Origin of the sequence: Fibrobacter sp. UWB5, assembly GCF_002210295.1 — a bacterium.
Lineage (GTDB): Bacteria > Fibrobacterota > Fibrobacteria > Fibrobacterales > Fibrobacteraceae > Fibrobacter.
In genome coordinates this window covers 1013564-1030171 of record NZ_MWQH01000001.1, presented here as the reverse complement: position 1 = coordinate 1030171, position 16608 = coordinate 1013564, and the positions used below count along the sequence as shown (strand labels likewise).

General features: G+C 51.8%; 15 protein-coding genes, 1 tRNA gene and 1 pseudogene. 11 read left to right on the top strand and 6 right to left on the bottom strand.

Translation table 11 applies throughout. The features are described from left to right. Window positions 1–505: pseudogene (locus B7989_RS13830) on the bottom strand (hypothetical protein); the annotation flags it as partial. A 110-nt stretch (window positions 506–615) separates the two neighbouring features. After that, a complete protein-coding gene (locus B7989_RS04230) occupies window positions 616–1638 on the bottom strand; it encodes a PD-(D/E)XK nuclease family transposase (RefSeq protein WP_088627329.1) in 1023 nt (340 codons plus the stop codon). Window positions 1639–1804: 166 nt separating this feature from the next. Between B7989_RS04230 and B7989_RS04225 the strand changes: the two genes are divergently transcribed. Together B7989_RS04225 and B7989_RS04220 are read left to right on the top strand one after the other, a co-directional pair. Further along, on the top strand, window positions 1805–3562 hold the full coding sequence (locus B7989_RS04225; protein ID WP_088627328.1) for a hypothetical protein: 1758 nt from the start codon (window positions 1805–1807) through the stop codon (window positions 3560–3562). A 103-nt stretch (window positions 3563–3665) separates the two neighbouring features. After that, window positions 3666–4211: a TlpA disulfide reductase family protein gene (locus B7989_RS04220; protein ID WP_088627327.1), complete on the top strand. Its 546-nt coding sequence runs from the start codon at window positions 3666–3668 to the stop codon at window positions 4209–4211. 111 nt (window positions 4212–4322) lie between these two features. Here the strand turns inward: B7989_RS04220 and B7989_RS04215 are convergent, their stop codons facing one another. Beyond that, the gene (locus B7989_RS04215; protein ID WP_088627326.1) at window positions 4323–6629 is read right to left on the bottom strand and encodes a penicillin-binding protein 1A; all 2307 of its coding nucleotides are present in this window, start codon (window positions 6627–6629) and stop codon (window positions 4323–4325) included. A 185-nt stretch (window positions 6630–6814) separates the two neighbouring features. On the opposite strand from B7989_RS04215, the gene B7989_RS04210 reads away from it, so the two are divergent. From B7989_RS04210 to B7989_RS04170, 9 genes are all read left to right on the top strand, one after another. Next, window positions 6815–6888 (top strand) — tRNA-Arg (locus B7989_RS04210). Between the two features lie 545 nt (window positions 6889–7433). After that, a complete protein-coding gene (locus B7989_RS04205) occupies window positions 7434–7805 on the top strand; it encodes a helix-turn-helix domain-containing protein (RefSeq protein ID WP_088627325.1) in 372 nt (123 codons plus the stop codon). Between the two features lie 93 nt (window positions 7806–7898). Further along, entirely contained in the window at window positions 7899–8966 is a 1068-nt protein-coding gene (rlmN, locus tag B7989_RS04200) for a 23S rRNA (adenine(2503)-C(2))-methyltransferase RlmN (protein WP_088627324.1), read from the top strand. Further along, window positions 8966–9586, top strand: coding sequence for a methyltransferase (locus B7989_RS04195; RefSeq protein ID WP_088627323.1), 621 nt, complete (start codon window positions 8966–8968; stop codon window positions 9584–9586). Before rlmN ends, B7989_RS04195 begins: the two co-directional genes overlap by 1 nt. A gap of 124 nt (window positions 9587–9710) precedes the next feature. Then, window positions 9711–10208 (top strand): YchJ family protein, encoded by a 498-nt coding sequence (locus B7989_RS04190; RefSeq protein ID WP_088627322.1) that lies wholly within the window; start codon window positions 9711–9713, stop codon window positions 10206–10208. Between the two features lie 37 nt (window positions 10209–10245). Next, entirely contained in the window at window positions 10246–11208 is a 963-nt protein-coding gene (gene argC, locus B7989_RS04185) for an N-acetyl-gamma-glutamyl-phosphate reductase (RefSeq protein ID WP_088627321.1), read from the top strand. Then, the gene (gene obgE, locus B7989_RS04180) at window positions 11208–12332 is read left to right on the top strand and encodes a GTPase ObgE (protein WP_088627320.1); all 1125 of its coding nucleotides are present in this window, start codon (window positions 11208–11210) and stop codon (window positions 12330–12332) included. Before argC ends, obgE begins: the two co-directional genes overlap by 1 nt. 3 nt (window positions 12333–12335) lie before the next feature. Beyond that, window positions 12336–12806, top strand: coding sequence for an SsrA-binding protein SmpB (smpB, locus tag B7989_RS04175; RefSeq protein WP_072976871.1), 471 nt, complete (start codon window positions 12336–12338; stop codon window positions 12804–12806). Continuing rightward, window positions 12806–13972, top strand: a complete 1167-nt coding sequence (locus tag B7989_RS04170; RefSeq protein WP_088627319.1) for an N-acetylmuramoyl-L-alanine amidase — start codon at window positions 12806–12808, stop codon at window positions 13970–13972. The genes smpB and B7989_RS04170 overlap by 1 nt, the downstream gene beginning before the upstream one ends. Window positions 13973–14027: 55 nt before the next feature. Here the strand turns inward: B7989_RS04170 and B7989_RS04165 are convergent, their stop codons facing one another. The 3 genes from B7989_RS04165 to B7989_RS04155 all read right to left on the bottom strand — a co-directional run bounded on the left by B7989_RS04165 (window position 14028) and on the right by B7989_RS04155 (window position 16591). Next, a complete protein-coding gene (locus B7989_RS04165; RefSeq protein WP_088627318.1) occupies window positions 14028–14843 on the bottom strand; it encodes a hypothetical protein in 816 nt (271 codons plus the stop codon). A 157-nt stretch (window positions 14844–15000) separates the two neighbouring features. Continuing rightward, window positions 15001–15744: a YebC/PmpR family DNA-binding transcriptional regulator gene (locus B7989_RS04160; protein WP_088627317.1), complete on the bottom strand. Its 744-nt coding sequence runs from the start codon at window positions 15742–15744 to the stop codon at window positions 15001–15003. Between the two features lie 31 nt (window positions 15745–15775). Then, the gene (locus B7989_RS04155) at window positions 15776–16591 is read right to left on the bottom strand and encodes a hypothetical protein (RefSeq protein WP_088627316.1); all 816 of its coding nucleotides are present in this window, start codon (window positions 16589–16591) and stop codon (window positions 15776–15778) included. Window positions 16592–16608 lie beyond the last annotated feature (17 nt).

The window sequence follows — 16608 nt, the reverse complement described above, 5'->3', positions numbered from 1 at the left end:
ACCGGTAATGAATATGGTCGTTCATGAACCCACTATTAAAAAACCTACAAATCCAGGTGTCTTGGCCAGCAATGGAGTCTAACATCCAATAATTCATTTTGCATGTGTAATATGTCAAACGAGATTTGCCCATAACAATGGCTGTATCACCATCGCAACAAACGCCCGCAAAATCAAGACTTCCATCTTCATTTCGTCCACTAAAAGAGCAACCTTCAGAAGAACTCAACTTATCCACAGATGAACTACTGTTCTTACCGCTCACAGAACTAGAACTCTTCTGCGAACCATTCGAATCAGACTTTACAGACGAAGAAGACTTTTCCTTGCCGGAACTCTTTTGCGAACTCGAGGATTGATCGTCATCGCTCGAAGTTGGCGCAACAGAAGACGAAGAACCGTCGGCCGGGTCCGGCGCTGGAGCGGAGCTACTAGATTCATCTCCGCATGCAACAAGCATTGTCAGGAGAACAGACAGGGCCAAAACGCTTTTAAAAATCTTCACAAAACCTCCGGTAACCTCAAACGTTTTTGCCAAATTTAGCTAAATGTCGCAGGAATTGAAAAAGCCGACCCCAAGGATCGGCTTCCAAATTTCGGACTTATAAAAAAATGCTATTTCAAGGCTAGCATTGCCGCAATCACGCTGTCCGGCACGTTCTGCGAACGCAAGTAGTCTGCTCGCTTAGTCGTCAGCGCATCGTTCTTTTCGCGCTCCTGCTGGGCGCCTTTTTCCATACCTTTTTCCATACCTTGCGCCATACCTTTTTCCATGCCCTGCGCCAAACCCTTTTCCATGCCGCTGGCAAGGCCCCTCGCTTGGCCCTTGAGGAAGGCTTCGGCTTCAAGTGCTTCGTATTCATGATGGTCGAACATGTTTGCCTCCAAGGCTTTCAAGAGTTCAGGGTTCATGCGGCTTACGCGTAAGCGATCTAGCGCATTCGCAAAAATCGGATCCACCGTCTCGGGAACCTGGAGCGGACCCCTAGAGATAAGCCTGAGCCAGAAATCCTCGCGGGTTTTCACGCCCTTGCGCAGCTTCACGAAATTAGGCAGATCGACGATAATATACCTATTTTTCCGCGAAATGGGAAGAGCATTCCCTGACTTGACCTCATGTTCGCTGTAAGTGGACCATACATCCTTGTAGATATCCTTCGTCCTGAGAACGGAATCGTTACAGAGCCAAATGGATACCGTTTCCGGAAGTTCATAGTACCGATACCGGCGTTCCTCTTCCGACAAGCCCAGGAAATATGCGGAACGATTAAATTCATACTTGCCGCGCAGCGTGAGATACGAATTGTAGAGTTGCAAGCGGTCAAAAAAGAACGAATGTACCTTGTTCTGCATCTCAATATTGAGATACCGATTGTCCCTAGTATGCACCCAGACGTCGAGGCGTGCGGGATCGTTTTCGGGCATAAAGATGTCGATGGGCTTTTCGAATTCGTATTCGAGGTCGATGATTTCATGGTCATGGTCCAGCTGGAGCAGGCTGTTGAGCACATCGCGGATCGTGTCCTTGTCATCCATCAGGATGCGGAATGTCGCCGCGTATTTGGGCAGCAGGAATTCCTCGCCATGCTCATTTGTGACGATGTAATTTTTTTTTGAATGATTGGTATTGTCAGACATGTGTTTCCTTTTGTGTTAAGTTGAGGCACACTCCCTATTACTTAACACGCTTTTTTCAGGCGTTTGAATACCAATTTTTCGAAAATTTATTTCTTTTTACATTTCCAGCAGGTTCCAACCTGCACAAACAGAGGGAAACTACACTTTTTTCTATATTATCCTCGCAATGCCGATTATTTTGTTTATTCTCTTTTTTGTACCTCTTGCAGCCTTTGCCCAGGACTCTCCCGGCGCATTCAAGATTGATTCTATCCGATACAACATTGGCGACGCCTTTGACGATTCCAGGTACCACACCCAGTACGACAAGTGGGCCTACGATTTATTGAATTGGATCCACATCGAAACCCGCGAAGTGACCGTCAAGAAATTGCTCCTTTTCGATGAAGGCGAAACCGTCACGCCCATCCAGATTCAAGAGGCCGAACGGTTCCTGCGCAGCCAGAACTTTCTTTCGGACGCAAGCATCAAGATTACCAACGAAGACGGCAAAAATATCGCCACGGTCAAGACCAGCGACAACTGGACTCTCGCCGTTCCCACGACATTTGGCTTTTCAGGCAACCAGTGGACCTACGACAATTTGAACTGGGGTATCGGCGTTCAAGAAAGCAACTTCCTGGGCCTCGGGCAAAAGCTCGGATTCTACTTCGGGCACGACGAGTTCCGCGACATGTGGCAGGTGGAATACGGCGACCCGCACTTCTTGTTCCGCTACAACCATTTAGACTTTCTCTATAGCTACAATACCGACGGCTACCTTGCCTACGGAAAGATGTACATTCCCTTCCTCAGCAGAAGCCAGAACCAGTGGGCCTACACCATCGAGGGCTTGAAGAACAAGCGCAACGCCTATTTTTATGGTAGCGGAGAACTCCCGCCAGGCGCCACCGTGTACGACGCCCAAAAGAAATTTGGCGACAGCCCTATCTACAATCACAAGAAAGCCATGCTTGACTCGTTCCCGCTTTACAACGGCAACGAAGTTGTAAAGCTCATGACAGTCAAGGACTTTATTGACGACTCGCTCAGCTTTAGAATCAGCCGTTCCTTCGGCGGAACCTACCGCAAGCTCTACGTGGGCGCCACCTACGACTACCACTACACCACAGCAACCGAAGGCAAGCTTTACCGCTACGTATTCACCGACGGCGACACCACCTACGCCATCGATTCCGCCTCCGCCGTCAACGAATGGCTCCCCGAACAAAAAGATTCCCGCCTCGGCATGTACCTGACGTTCTCGAACATCCGCTACGAAAAGATCAAGAATTTCCACAACGCCAAGTGGACCGAAGACATCGAAAAGGGTTACTCGCTCAAGGCGCAGATTTCCAAGAACTACGAACAGCTGGGTGCCGCCGACAACGACATTCGCCTTGACTTCTGGGCCGACCTGATGCTGGGATACTCCATGCACCACCTCACGCTCAAATCCGAGATGAACTTCTACTTGGATCACGGCGAGCAGCACGACTACTACGGCAAACTTTCGGGCGAATACATTTTCCACCCGAACGAAAGATTCTCGACAGCGCTCACAGGCCTTGTCGACTTCTATGAAGACGCCCGCTACGGCAAGCAGCTTACTTTAGGCGGCGCCACCGGATTCGCCGGGTTCCCCACCGGATTCTACGCCGGGCAAGCCCGCGTATTCGCGAACCTGGAACAGCGCTACTTCACGAATTTCGAAATCGCAACGCTCATGCCCGTGTTCGCCATCTTTGAAAGCGTCGGCGAAACCGCCTGGGACCTTTGGGATATCAACCGCAAGGACCTGGTTTACCTGATTGGTTTTGGCGTGCGTTTTGCACAGACCAAGTCCATCAGCCGACTCGTCAACAAGGTGGACGTGAGCATTCCGCTGAACGGGGTGCGCAAGGCCGAGCCGCACTACTCGATTATCACGACTTATAACCTGTAATCATTCCAGTTTGAAATATTCAAAAGTGTGATTTTTCGCAAAAAATCGCATTTTTTTTGAGCAAACCTGTCTTTTTGACCTATTTTTTCGTATTTTAAGGGTTATGAATTTCGTTTCTAAAATTTTAGGTATTGCCGCCATTGCAGCAGTTGCGCCTTTTGCGCAGCTTGCTCCGGAACCCCTGATGGCTGATGTGAAGTTGATGCAGGATACCACCACCAACCAGCCCATGAAGATGGACTTTTCGAAGCCGCTTTCGGGCATTAGCGATCCGGGAATTCTGTTCAGCCAGTTTGCAAACAGGCCTCTTTTGATTTATTACTTCAGCCCCAAGTGTCCGCACTGCCAGCGTCACATTTCCGAAATCCAGGATCTAGTCAAGGAATACGAACCCAAGGGCTTAACCGGCATCGCCATCGGTCTTGGCGGCGGCATCAAGAAAAACGACATCCGCCTGTTTATCGACCAGTTCCACGTAGCGATTCCCGTATTCCAGGATAGCGACTACAAGTTCGGTCCCGCTTACGGTACTGGCTATATTCCGGTCGTGTACGTGGTGCAGAAAGACGGAACCTTCTACCGCTACGAAACTTTGAACGAAGCGAACATGAACCACATGCGCGCAACGCTCAACAAAATGCTCAAATAGCGATTGCCTTTTCAGGTATTAAAAAAGCGCCTCAACAGGCGCCTTTTTTATTGTTGTCCGCCCCGAAGAGGGGCGTTCTCCGTTTATATAATCGCGCCTTAGGCGCCACACTTAGAACATCTTGCGGGTGTTCTTCTTGGCAGGGCCGCTGCTGCTCGGCTTGGGAGCAGAACTTGCGCCCTTGTTGCTGAAGAGCGTGGCATCGTCGGCAGACTTGGTCTTGACTTCGAAGTGGTTACCGTCGCAGACCTCGGTCGGAGCGTAGCCTGCCGTGTAGAGGCAGTAAGTCTTTTCGGAGCAGAATTCACCAGCAATCTTACCCGTATGGTTGCAAACGCCCTTGCTTACGACACCGGCCGGAACCGGGAACGGCTTACGCGGCAAGTCCTTGTGCAACTGCTTCATGGTTGCAATCCATACCGGCAGGGCATCTTCGGTACCCGTATGACCTGCGCCCAAGGTACCCGGGCTGTCGGAGCCGACCCACACGCCCATCGTATATTGCTTGGTAAAGCCGATGTACCAGCAGTCGGTATAGTCGTTCGTAGTACCGGTCTTACCGCCACTCGGGTGCGTAAAGCCGTTTGCCCACACGCGGGCAGCCGTACCGCGAATATTCACGTCCTTAAGCATGTCGACCATCAAGTAGGCAGAAGCCGGACGCAGCACTTCGTGTTCGACCTTGGAATTCTTTTCAATGACTTCGCCGTTGCGGTCCACAATGGATTCAATCATGTACGGTTCGATTCGGTTACCACCGTTCGGGAACACCGTATAGGCAGATGTCATTTCCATCAGGGTTGCACCCACGGAACCCAGGGCCAAGCTAGGAACAGCCATCAACGGGGCGCGCACAATGCCGAACTTGCGGGCGTAGTTCACCACGTTGTTCAGGCCGTACTTCATGCCCGTCAAAATAGCCGGCAAGTTCTTGGACTTGTAAAGGGCACGGCGGAGCGTCATCATGCCTTCGAAGTCATGTTCGAAGTTCGCCGGGCGCCAAACCTTGTTCTTGTCCTTGTCGTCCGGGTCAGGAATGCTCACCGGCTGGTCGTTCACCGAGTCGCAGGGGCTTGCGCCGTTGTCCATAGCCGTCGAATACACAATCGGCTTGAACGACGAGCCGGGCTGACGCAGAGACTGCACCGCACGGTTCCAGCGAGACTGGTTAAAGTCGGAACCACCCACCATGGCACGGATTGCGCCCGATTCGTTTTCAATCAAGATTGCAGCAATTTCAGGATGGTGGTAAAGAATGGAGTCCGGGAAACGGCGCTTGTCCGCAGGGCGCTTCAAGTCGTCGGCCAGGTATTCCTTTTTAAAGAGAGTATAAACGCTATCGAAGTGAGCGACCACGCTATCTTCGGGCATGCCGTACTTTTTGGTCAGGTACAGGCGGCGGGTAGCGCGGTACTTGACACGGCGGCGGACCTTTTCGACCTGCACGCGGGCAACGCTATCGGCAAAGGCCTGAATATCCGGGTCAATCGTCGAATTGATGGACACGCCGTCGGCATACAGGGAATTTTCGCCGTACTTCTTTTCCATGTACTTGCGGATTTCTTCGTAGAAGTACAGGCCCGATTCGTTCGAAGTTTCCTTTTCGGCAAGCGTAATCGGCGTCTTGATATATTCGTGGTATTCGTCGTCATTAATATAGCCGGCATCGCGCATGGCGTAAAGCACCGTATTGCGGCGTTCAAAAGCGGCTTCGGGGTGACGGTCCGGACGATAAGCTTCCGGGCGCTGCAGCATACCGGCCAAAACGGCAAGTTCCGGAATCGTAAGGCTATCGAGCGGACGGCCGAAGTAGAACTTACCTGCCGCCTGGAAACCGTAGTTACCGCCAGCCAGGTACACTTCGTTCATGTAGAATTCAAGGATTTCTTCTTTAGTATAAGTCTGTTCGATGCGGATAGCCGTCATCATTTCCTTAATCTTACGCGAAATCGTACGTTCCGGCGTGAGGAACAAAAGCTTGGTCAGCTGCTGCGTCAAGGTCGATGCTCCGCGGAGCTTTTTGCCCGACAAGGCGCTTTCCATAACGGCAGACGGAATTGCCCACACGTTCATGCCCCAGTGGCTATAGAAGGCTCGGTCTTCGGTGGCCATCACGGCGTGAATCGCATTTTCGGGAATCGAGTCGAAGCTCGTCCATTCGCGGCGTTCCACGAAATATTCGTGGGCAATCTTTCCGTTCATGTCGTAAATGTTCGTGACAAGTCTCGGATTGATCTGCTCGAGCTGCGAAAGCGAAGGCAGCTCCGGCGAAAAGTGATTGTAGACCGCGATTACAGCGATAAAAGCAGCAAGCACGGGAACCGCCAAAATGATCAGCCACTTGACCACCTTGCGGTCAGTAAACCAGCCCTTCAAAATATTCAGAACCGAAAGTAATACGGGTTTGACTTTATCCATGGTCCAATACCGTTAAAAAATTTGGCCAAAAAGATAGTTATTGTAAGGCAATCCGATTACAAGCCACACTTCAAAACCCCGCAAAAGCAGGGATATTAGCCATCAAATCAAAAATTCTTAAAAAAAATTCAACAAAAACCCTTGACAACACCCGCGCTTTAAACTATCTTTGGGCCATCAATCAAGCGGATGTAGCCCAACTGGATAGAGCGTTTGGCTACGAACCAAAAGGCTCCAGGTTCGAGTCCTGGCACCCGCAGAAAAAAGGCGATTTGCGACTAGCAAGTCGTCTTTTTTTATCTGATAGAAATCAGGCGAGAAACTGGAGCCTTTGTGAGCAACAAAGCCCTCGGGTGTTAACCGAGGGCGGTTGCGAGAGCGAGGCGATATCACATTCTTGTTGATGCGATAGAGCCGAGCGGTCTTTTGTGAGCAAATGGGCCAGCCCATTTGCGAGAGGATGTGCCTCAACCGGCATTTTTGACATCAATTTGGCACATCCGGTCTATATACCGCTCCAGGTTCGAGTCCTGGCACCCGCAGAAAGAAAGGTCAATCGAAAGATTGACCTTTCTTTTTCTTAACATCACTTTCATAAAAAATTTTTCATCAAGCGTCGCAAACAAGACTCAATTGACCATTTTGGCCTTTATTCACCATTTCTGCATCCGCTTTCACGCCCCGCCCGTTAACAATATTTTGCAAAGTTTGCAATCTATTGTTTGCACGCACCACCCCCTACGTATACTAAAATTCATTGTAGGGCGTGCTTGGTAATCCACAGTTTTTTAAAGGTGTTTTTTTGTGGAATACGAAGACCATATACTAAACGAAGCTATACGCCAAGTGTTCTTGGATTGTCGCCGCGAAAGCGGCCTCACCCAAAACACTGCGTCCCTACAGTCCAATATCACCCGACAATTTATTTCACAGGTCGAGGTCGGTAAAAGGATGCCCTCCATAACCACTTTAAGCGCACTTGCCAAAGTCTACAACAAGTCGCTTTCGGAGCTCTTCAAAGAGGTTGACCGCCTTTACCCCCTTGTGGCGAATACGGCTCCAATCTTTGAAATTTCGGCAGATATCGCCGCCGAAACAAAAAGACGGATGTCGGAATACATCGAATCGGCCAAGAAAAACAAGGATTGCGGACCGCCAAAGAAATCCAAAGTCTAATAACAAATCTACTGGCAGATGCCAATGAGATAAGGCTTTTAGGGGTATTTTACCCTTAACAAAAATGTATTTTTTTGCTATCTTTACCCCCCGATGGAATGGCCAAAGAACATAAAAACACTGACCGAGGACGAGCTTAAGGCTTGGCTCCGCGACCAGGATGAAAAGCCGTTCCGTGCAAGCCAAATTCAAAAATGGCTCTTTTGCCAACAGGTCAAAAGCTACGACGAAATGGGGAACATTTCCCCCGCTCTCCGCGAAAAACTGGCCAACCAGTTCAGCCTCCGTGCCCTGACAGAAGAACAGCGCATGGAGTCGGTCGATGGCACGGTCAAGTGGCTTTTCAAGACACACGACGACCACCATATCGAAACGGTGATGATTCCCGCAAACGGTCGCTATTCCGTATGCGTTTCGACCCAGGTCGGCTGCGCCATGAATTGCGCCTTCTGCCGTACCGCCAAGATGGGCTTCACCCGGAACCTCGAAGCCGGCGAAATCCTGGAAGAAATCATCAACGTGAACTGGTACCTGAAAGAATCCGGCTTTTTGAATGAAGAAGGCAAAACGGCCCAAGTCACCAACATCATCTTCATGGGCATGGGCGAACCCCTGAACAACCTGGAAAACGTACACCGCGTCTGCTGTACGCTCCATAACCAGAGCCTGTTCAACATGGGTTCTAAGCGCATGACCGTAAGCACGAGCGGCGTGGTTCCCAAGATCAAGGAACTGGTAGACCGCAATACCCCCTGTTGCCTTGCCGTGAGCCTCAACAGCACGAATAACGAATACCGTTCGTCTGTCATGCCGGTAAACAAGACCTGGCCCATTGAAAAACTTTTGGAAGCGGTTGACGAATACATTCGTAGAACCGACAATTATGTAACGTTTGAATTTGTCCTGATTCAGGACATCACCTGCACCCCGAAGGCGGCCAAGGAGCTCATTCGCATTTGCGCCCCCCGCCGCGTGAAGGTAAACGCCATCGTCCTAAACGACGGCGACGACCCCACACTACACGCCCCTACGCCGGAACAGGTAGAAGACTTTTTGGCTATGGTTAGGGCAGCCGAAATTCAAATCACGATCCGCAACCCGCGCGGCCGCGACATTCTCGCCGCCTGCGGGCAGCTTGCGTACAAAAAGGAAGGTAAATAATGTTAACGCAGAACCTCCCGGATTTCTGGGATAATCTTTATGCCGAAGGCAAGGACTACTGGAATCTCAAGAAGGTGACGCCCGCTCTGACGGAATTTTTCAAGCACCCCTCTTGTCCCGCAACGGGCTCCGTTCTGGTTCCCGGTGCAGGCTTTGGCTACGACGCCGAAGCTTGGGCTTTGCGCGGTCACGACGTGCTGGCAGTCGACTTTGCCCCCTCTGCCGTCGATGAACTTGACCACTTGAGCCGCAAACACAAGAACCTGCGTTCTTTGGACCTCGACCTGTTCTCGCTTTCTCCCAAGGACGACAAGCGCGGCGGTCAGCTTTTCGATATCGTTTATGATTACTGCGCCTTCACGGCAATCCACCCGGGTCGCCGCGACGAATTCTTCGAAGTCTGCTACAAGATGATGAAGGATGACGGCTTGTTGATTCTCTTCTTGTACCCGCTCATGAACGGCAAGACTCTGCAGGGTCCGCCGCATGCCACCAGCGAAGGCGAACTCATGGCCCGTCTCGACGGCGTGTTCGATGTCGTCGAACGCATCAAGCCCACTAGCAGCATCGCCGGCCGCGAAGGCAAAGAAGAAATCTGGCTACTCAAGAAGTGCCTGTAAGCCTCTTCGCGAAACGCTCTAATTTAAAAGCGAACGGGATTCAACCGCTCGCTTTTTTTTCTATTTTTTTCATCAAATTTTAACGGCGGCAAAGCCGCTTCAACAAAGACACAAGGATTGAATTATGGCTAAAGATTTATGCCCCTGCGGTTCCGGTAAGGAATACGGAGAATGTTGCGAACCCATTATCAAGCAGAAAGCTCTCGCGGCAAGCCCCGAAGCATTGATGCGTTCTCGCTATACCGCTTATGTAAAGCAGGAAATCGGCTGGCTCAAGGAATCTCTCGAACCCACGCAGCGCGGCGACTTTGACGAACCGAGCGTGACCGCTTGGAGCAAGGATTCCGAATGGCTCGGCATTGAAATCAAGCAGACCAAGACCGAAGAAGAAAAGAACATCGGCTGGGTCGAATTCATCGCTCGTTTCAAGCAGGGCAACATTACCCGTAACCACCACGAACTCGGCGAGTTCCACAAGGTGGGCGGCGCATGGTTCTTCTACGACGGTCGTGCCGTGAAGCAGGAAACTGTCCGTCACGAAGGTCCGGTCGTTGGCCGTAACGATCCGTGCCCGTGCGGTTCCGGCAAGAAGTACAAGAAGTGCTGCGGCGCCGGCAAGTAATTTTCAGTCCAACAACTAACAACTAGTAACTAAGCAAATGTTCAAAGTTTTCGTAGATGGTGAAGCAGGCACCACTGGCCTGCAGATTTATGAGAGACTCGCAAAGCGTAACGACATCGAAGTGTTGCGCATTTCTCCCGAACTCCGCAAAGACATTAACGAACGCAAGCGACTCATCAACGAGTCCGACGTGACGTTCCTGTGCCTGCCCGACGCTGCGGCTGTCGAAAGTGCAGCACTCTGCGAAAATCCGAACACCCGCGTGATCGACGCCTCCACCGCCCACCGCGTAAACCCCGACTGGACCTACGGGATGCCGGAACTTTCGGCCGCCCAGCGCGAAGCCATTGCCAAGAGCAAGCGCATCGCGAACCCCGGTTGCCACGCCTCGGGCTTTATTCTTGGCGTACACCCGCTGGTTGCCGCAGGCATTTTGCCGAAGAGCGCAAACCTTGCCGCCTACAGCATTACCGGTTATTCCGGCGGCGGCAAGAAGCTGATTGCCGAATACGAAGAAGCCGCAGCGCTTGCACACGCTGCTGGCGAATCGAAGGCTATCATGGCGCCCGCCCCGTACGCGCTCGCGCTCGCCCACAAGCACCTCCCCGAAATGAAGAAGTACTGCGAACTCGAAAACACGCCGTTCTTCAACCCGGTGCTTGGCCCTTATTACAAGGGCATGGCGGTCACCGTCGCCATCTTTGCAAATGAACTCACCAAGAAGGTCAGTCCCGAAGGCCTCACCGAAATCTTGGCAAAGCATTACGAAGGTTCCCGCTTTGTGAAGGTCATGCCCTTTGAGCCAGCCCCCGTGCTGTTCAACGGCCGCCTTGACGCTACCGTCTGCAACGATACGAACAACGCCCGTATTCAGGTGTTCGGCAACGAAAACGTGATGCAGGTGACGACTATTATCGACAACCTCGGCAAGGGCGCAAGCGGTGCCGCCATTCAGAACATGAATATCGCGCTCGGCCTCGACGAAGGAATTAGCCTTTAATGTTCCTAGACGAAAAATCAATTGAAGTTCGCTCCGGCAAGGGCGGCGATGGCATTTGCAGTTTCCACCGCGAAAAGTTCGTACCCCTCGGCGGTCCCGATGGCGGTGACGGCGGTCGCGGCGGTCATGTGATCCTGCAGGTGAACGAACAGTACTCTACCCTGCTCGACATGGGTAACGCACGCCTGTACAAGGCTCAGAACGGACAGGCCGGTGGCGCCAAGCGCTGCACCGGTCGTAGCGCCGAAGACTTGATCGTAAGCGTTCCGCGCGGCACTATCGTGAAGGATGCCGAAGGCCGTATTCTCGCAGACCTTACCGAACCCGGCCAAAAGTGGATTGCGGCTCGCGGCGGCAAGGGCGGCATGGGCAACCAGCATTTTGCAACGCCAGCCAACCAGGCTCCGCGCAAGTGCACGCCCGGCGAAAAGGGCGAAAAGCGCGAACTCTTCTTGGAACTGAAGCTTATGGCAGACGTGGGCCTCGTCGGTTTCCCGAACGCAGGCAAGTCCAGTCTCGTGAACAAGATTTCGAGCGGTCGCCCGAAAGTCGGCGACTACCCGTTTACCACGCTTGAACCGGTGCTCGGCATTGTGCAGTTGAACGGCCACAGCTTTGTGGTTGCAGATATTCCTGGTTTGCTCGAAGGCGCCAGTGAAGGCAAGGGCCTCGGTCACCAGTTCTTGAAGCATATCGAACGTACGCACACGCTCCTGTTCGTGATCGACGGCTTTGCCGAAAACGCCTACGAACAGTTCAGCGTTCTTAAGGACGAACTCAAGGCATTCCACCCGAAGCTCGCAAAGAAGCCTTACGTGATTGCTTTGAACAAGAGCGACCTCGGCATTGACGAAGCCATCAAGCAGTTCAAGGCCCACAAGGAAAGCGTCATCGTGACCTCCGCCGTAACTGGCGACGGCTGCAAGGAACTCACCTTGGCTCTGGACGAGGCGGTGCCCCACGTGCAAAAGAAGAAGGTCGGCTGGGAAAGCAAGAGCGTTGTCGCCGCCAAAACAAGCGACAGCAAGAGCTCCGCAAAGAAAAGCGGCACGAAAACCGCCGCCAAGAAGACCGCTTCAAAAAGTGCTGGAGCAAAATCCGGCTGGAGCAAGAAGAAGGCTTAACGAATGGCGAAAAAAGAACAGAGTACGCCGGTCATCGTAAACCGCAAAGCAAACCACCTCTACTTCGTAGACGAAACCTTCGAAGTAGGTATCATGCTGATTGGTTCGGAAGTCAAGTCTATCCGCGATGGCAAGTGCACTTTGGGCGAAGCGTGGATCGACATCGACGAGTCCAAGAACGAAATCTGGCTCGTGGGTGCTCACATCGACGAATACCTTTTCGCCAACCGATTCAACCATTTTCCGGCAAGGCGCCGCAAGCTCTTGGCCCATGTGCACGAAATCGCCAAGATGCGCAAGGCCAAGGAGCAGAAGGGATGCACGCTCATTCCCTTGAAGCTTTACTTCAAGAACCGCCGCGCCAAGCTCGAAATGGGAATCTGCCGCGGTAAGGACCAGCGCGACAAGCGTCAGGACATCATCAACCGCGACGCTAAACTTGAAATGGCCCGCGCGGCAAAGGCGCACAAATAATGAAGGCTTTTGTTTGGCATATACTTGTCTGCTTCGCTCTCGCAGTCTCTGCCTGGGCAGCAAACACAGTCGATGCCGAACAGTTCGCCAAAGAAATCAAGGCCAGCTTCCACTGGTTCCCGGTTCAAAAGACCTTCATTCTCGCGGGCGAAAGCGACACCCTCAAATTCGCGATTGGCCTTCCCTTCGTGAACACGCACGGCAAATCTGTCGAAATCAAGCATGCGCCCGAAATCTCGGGCAGCCATATTCTCTTGGATTCCGCAGACATTGCCACATTACTCAATGCCGGCAAAGCACAAACCGCCGCGGTCGCTCCTGCAAGCAGCAGCTCCCCCGCTAAAGTTTCCTCGTCTTCCGTAAAAGTCGCCGCCGCGCCCGCAGCTGCTGCCCCAGCAAAGACAACGCCTGTCGCCGCACCGAAAAACGAAACCGCCGGCACCCGCGAAGTCAAGACCATCGTGATCGACCCCGGCCACGGCGGCAAGGATACCGGCGCCCAGGGCAAGAATTCCAACGAAAAAGATATCGTACTCGCCGTCGGCAAGCTCCTGAAAAAGGAACTCGAAAAAGAAGGCTTCAAGGTCAAGATGACCCGCGACAAGGACGTGTTCATCGAGCTCGGCGAACGAGCCAACCTCGCGAACCAATGGGACGGCGACCTGTTCATCAGTCTGCACTGTAACGCCATCGACGCAAGCCCCGAACGCAAAAAGCAAATCAAGGGCTACCACGTGTACGTGCTCCGCGCCCCCGAAAGCGAAGAAGACAAGGCCATTGCCCGTCGCGAAAACAAGGTGGCCACGCTCTACGGCGAAAAGAACGCCAAAGAAGAACTTTCTCCGCTCGAATGGTTCAAGCTCGAAGCCCGTTTGGAAAAATACAAGCAGAACAGCTACATGTTCACCGAACAGATGCTCAAGGCCTTCGACGACGGCAAAATCAAGCGCCAGGGTGGTGGCGTCGGCGGCGCCGGATTCATGGTGCTCGTAGGCGCATTAATGCCTGCCGTGCTCTTTGAAATCGGCTTCATCAGCAACCCCGAAGAAGAAGCCTACATGATCACAAGCAAGGCTCAGGCAGACATCGCTGCACGCATTTCAAAGGCCGTCAGCAGCTACAAGGAAGCTGTCCATAACTACCGCGAAACTCTTGGTCGCCAATAAATCTTGGTCACAAAAAAGGCAGCCATTTCGGCTGCCTTCATCATCAGAAAATTTTTTATTGTCGGTAAACGCGATCCTTTTCGACGCGAACACCGCTCGCTGAATTTTTCCTAGCCGACTGTCCATTTACCAGATACGGTTTGCGGTCCACAGTCGGGCCGACATTCTTACGCATAGGCTTTGCAATAACAGAGGGCGGATCAATAGGCCTACCCTGCGGCAACTCACCCGTATACATCGGAATCTTGCTGAATGTTGGCGTTCCGTCATCTTGGTAAATGCATTGGTGCACAAAATAGGCCGGGAAACCTATTTCCGTTCCACTATTCCTATTTATAGAACTATTATACACCGTTATATATTGGCAAAGGGCGTAATACGAAGAATCCTTTCTATAGACAAAATAATTGGTATCGTTTTCAGTCGAACCTTCTTTCGAGGTAAATTTATAAGTATCTATCAAAGAAGACTTACTACTAGGAACCGCAGCAAAAGCAGTCGTATCGTTCAAGCCTAGGGTTACTCCCGCTTTCAAGCTATCGCCAAAAACGACATTCCAATAGTTTTGGTCAAAGTCAAAAAAATTCCAATGTACAAGAAAAAGTTCACAGGCTCCAAACGAAATACCACATACACAAGATTCATCCACCTGCCAATACGTGCCCTCGATAGCTACACCCGGTTCTATCTCAACAAGGCTGTCTTTAGAAAAGCCCCATTTAGTATAACCATAAGTTGGTTCATGCACTTCATGACGGGTTAGGTTTATCACCAAGGACTGTTCCCATTCCTTAGCCTGGGCGGTAGTCTCAAGCCCAAGAAACAGCCCGAGGGCCATGGTACACGTGAGTAAACTCTTTTGCTTGTTCATAACAACTCCTCCTTTTTTTTCAAATATATACATAATTTATCTTAAATGCTTTTCAGGGGAATTATTTTTCCGATAAATTCATTGACATCTAATCAACGCAAAAAAAACCGACTGCTTTTGGCAATCGGCTTTTTTGAATCTTTGTAGAAAAAGACTATTACTCAGCGTCCATATCGGCTTCGTCGATTTCGGCGTTGTGGTAAACGTCCTGGACGTCGTCGTGGTCTTCGAACTTGTCGATGAGCTTGAGGAGCTTCTGGGCATCTTCGTGACCGAGCTTCACCGGGTCGTTAGCGACGTAGGTGATTTCTGCGCTCATCATTTCGATACCGGCAGCTTCGAGAGCCTTGGACACAGCGTCGAAAGCTTCCGGAGAGGTGGAGATTTCGTGCACGCCGTCTTCGGTGGACATGTCTTCGGCACCGGCTTCGAGAACCAGGTCCATGACCTTGTCTTCCGGATACTTTTCAGCGTCAACAATGATCACACCCTTGTAGGTGAATGCCCAAGACACGGAACCGGATTCGCCCATGGCACCGTTGTTCTTGTTGAAGATGTTGCGGATTTCGGCAACGGTACGGACCTTGTTGTCGGTCAAGCACTGCACCATGATGGCGATGCCGGCCGGGCCGCGTCCTTCGTACAGCGGTTCCGTCATTTCGGTACCGGAGTTGGCACCCGTACCCTTGGCGATAGCGCTTTCGATGTTCTTGGTCGGCAAGCTCTGGCTCTTGGACTTAAGAATAGCAGCACGCAGACGCGGGTTCGCATCCGGGTTTCCGCCGCCAAGCTTAGCAGCAATAGAGATTTCCTTGATCAACTTGTTCCAAGCCTTGGCGCGAGCAACGTCAGTCTTGGCTTTCTTACGTTTGGTGGTGGCCCATTTGGAGTGACCGGACATAGATTACCTCTAATTGGTTTTAGTTAAAAAATTACTTGTTCTTCAGTTGGCAGCGGCGCTTTTCCTTGACAGAGAGACCAGGATCGTCGCATTCATCGCCAGAAACTTTTTTCTTTTTCTTCTTTTTCTTGGTCGGAGCAGGCTCTTCGTCTGCAGCATCAACGCGGCGCTTGCGCTTGTTCATCGTCGCTTCTTCGTCGACGTCGGACTTTTTTTTCTTTTTCTTCGGGGCGACCTGCGGTTCGTCTTCAGCCTCTACGCGGCGTTTGCGAGTCGTAATGGTAGCCTCTTCATCGGGCTTCTTTTCGCCCTTCTTCTGCAAAGCGCGGAGCTTAGCCTTGTCGAGCGGATCGGCAGAAGCCTTGGTGATATCCTTGTCGTACTTGCCGCCCCACACGTTACCGAGCAGGGAACCGGATTCCAAGGCATCCTTCAGAATGCCCATGGCCCATTCGTCATTTGCCGGCGGCAAAAGCTTGAAGCGCAAGTTACGAATTCTGGTCGGTTCGTCTTCAAAGAACAGCATCATGTCGAAGAAACCCACCTGGTATTCCTTGTTGTCAGAGCCAACGGCCGTCGAAGGAACATAGGCAAGCATTGCATAGACATCGCCATCGAAAAGGCCAGTAATCAAGGCATCGCCGTCACCGCCCGGGGCCTGCACTTCACCGTCAGCCTGGAAAGCCCACGGAGCGACATCCACCGTCAAGCGGAACTTATGATAGCCCTTATCGGCCTTTTTCAGCTTGAGCAGGGCACCCGAAAAAGCCTGGAACTCAGGCTTCAGCGTTTGCGCCGAACAAACCGCGACAAAAACCAAACAAAGCAACACTATAAGTTTTTTCATAGGATCCTCCCTTGAAA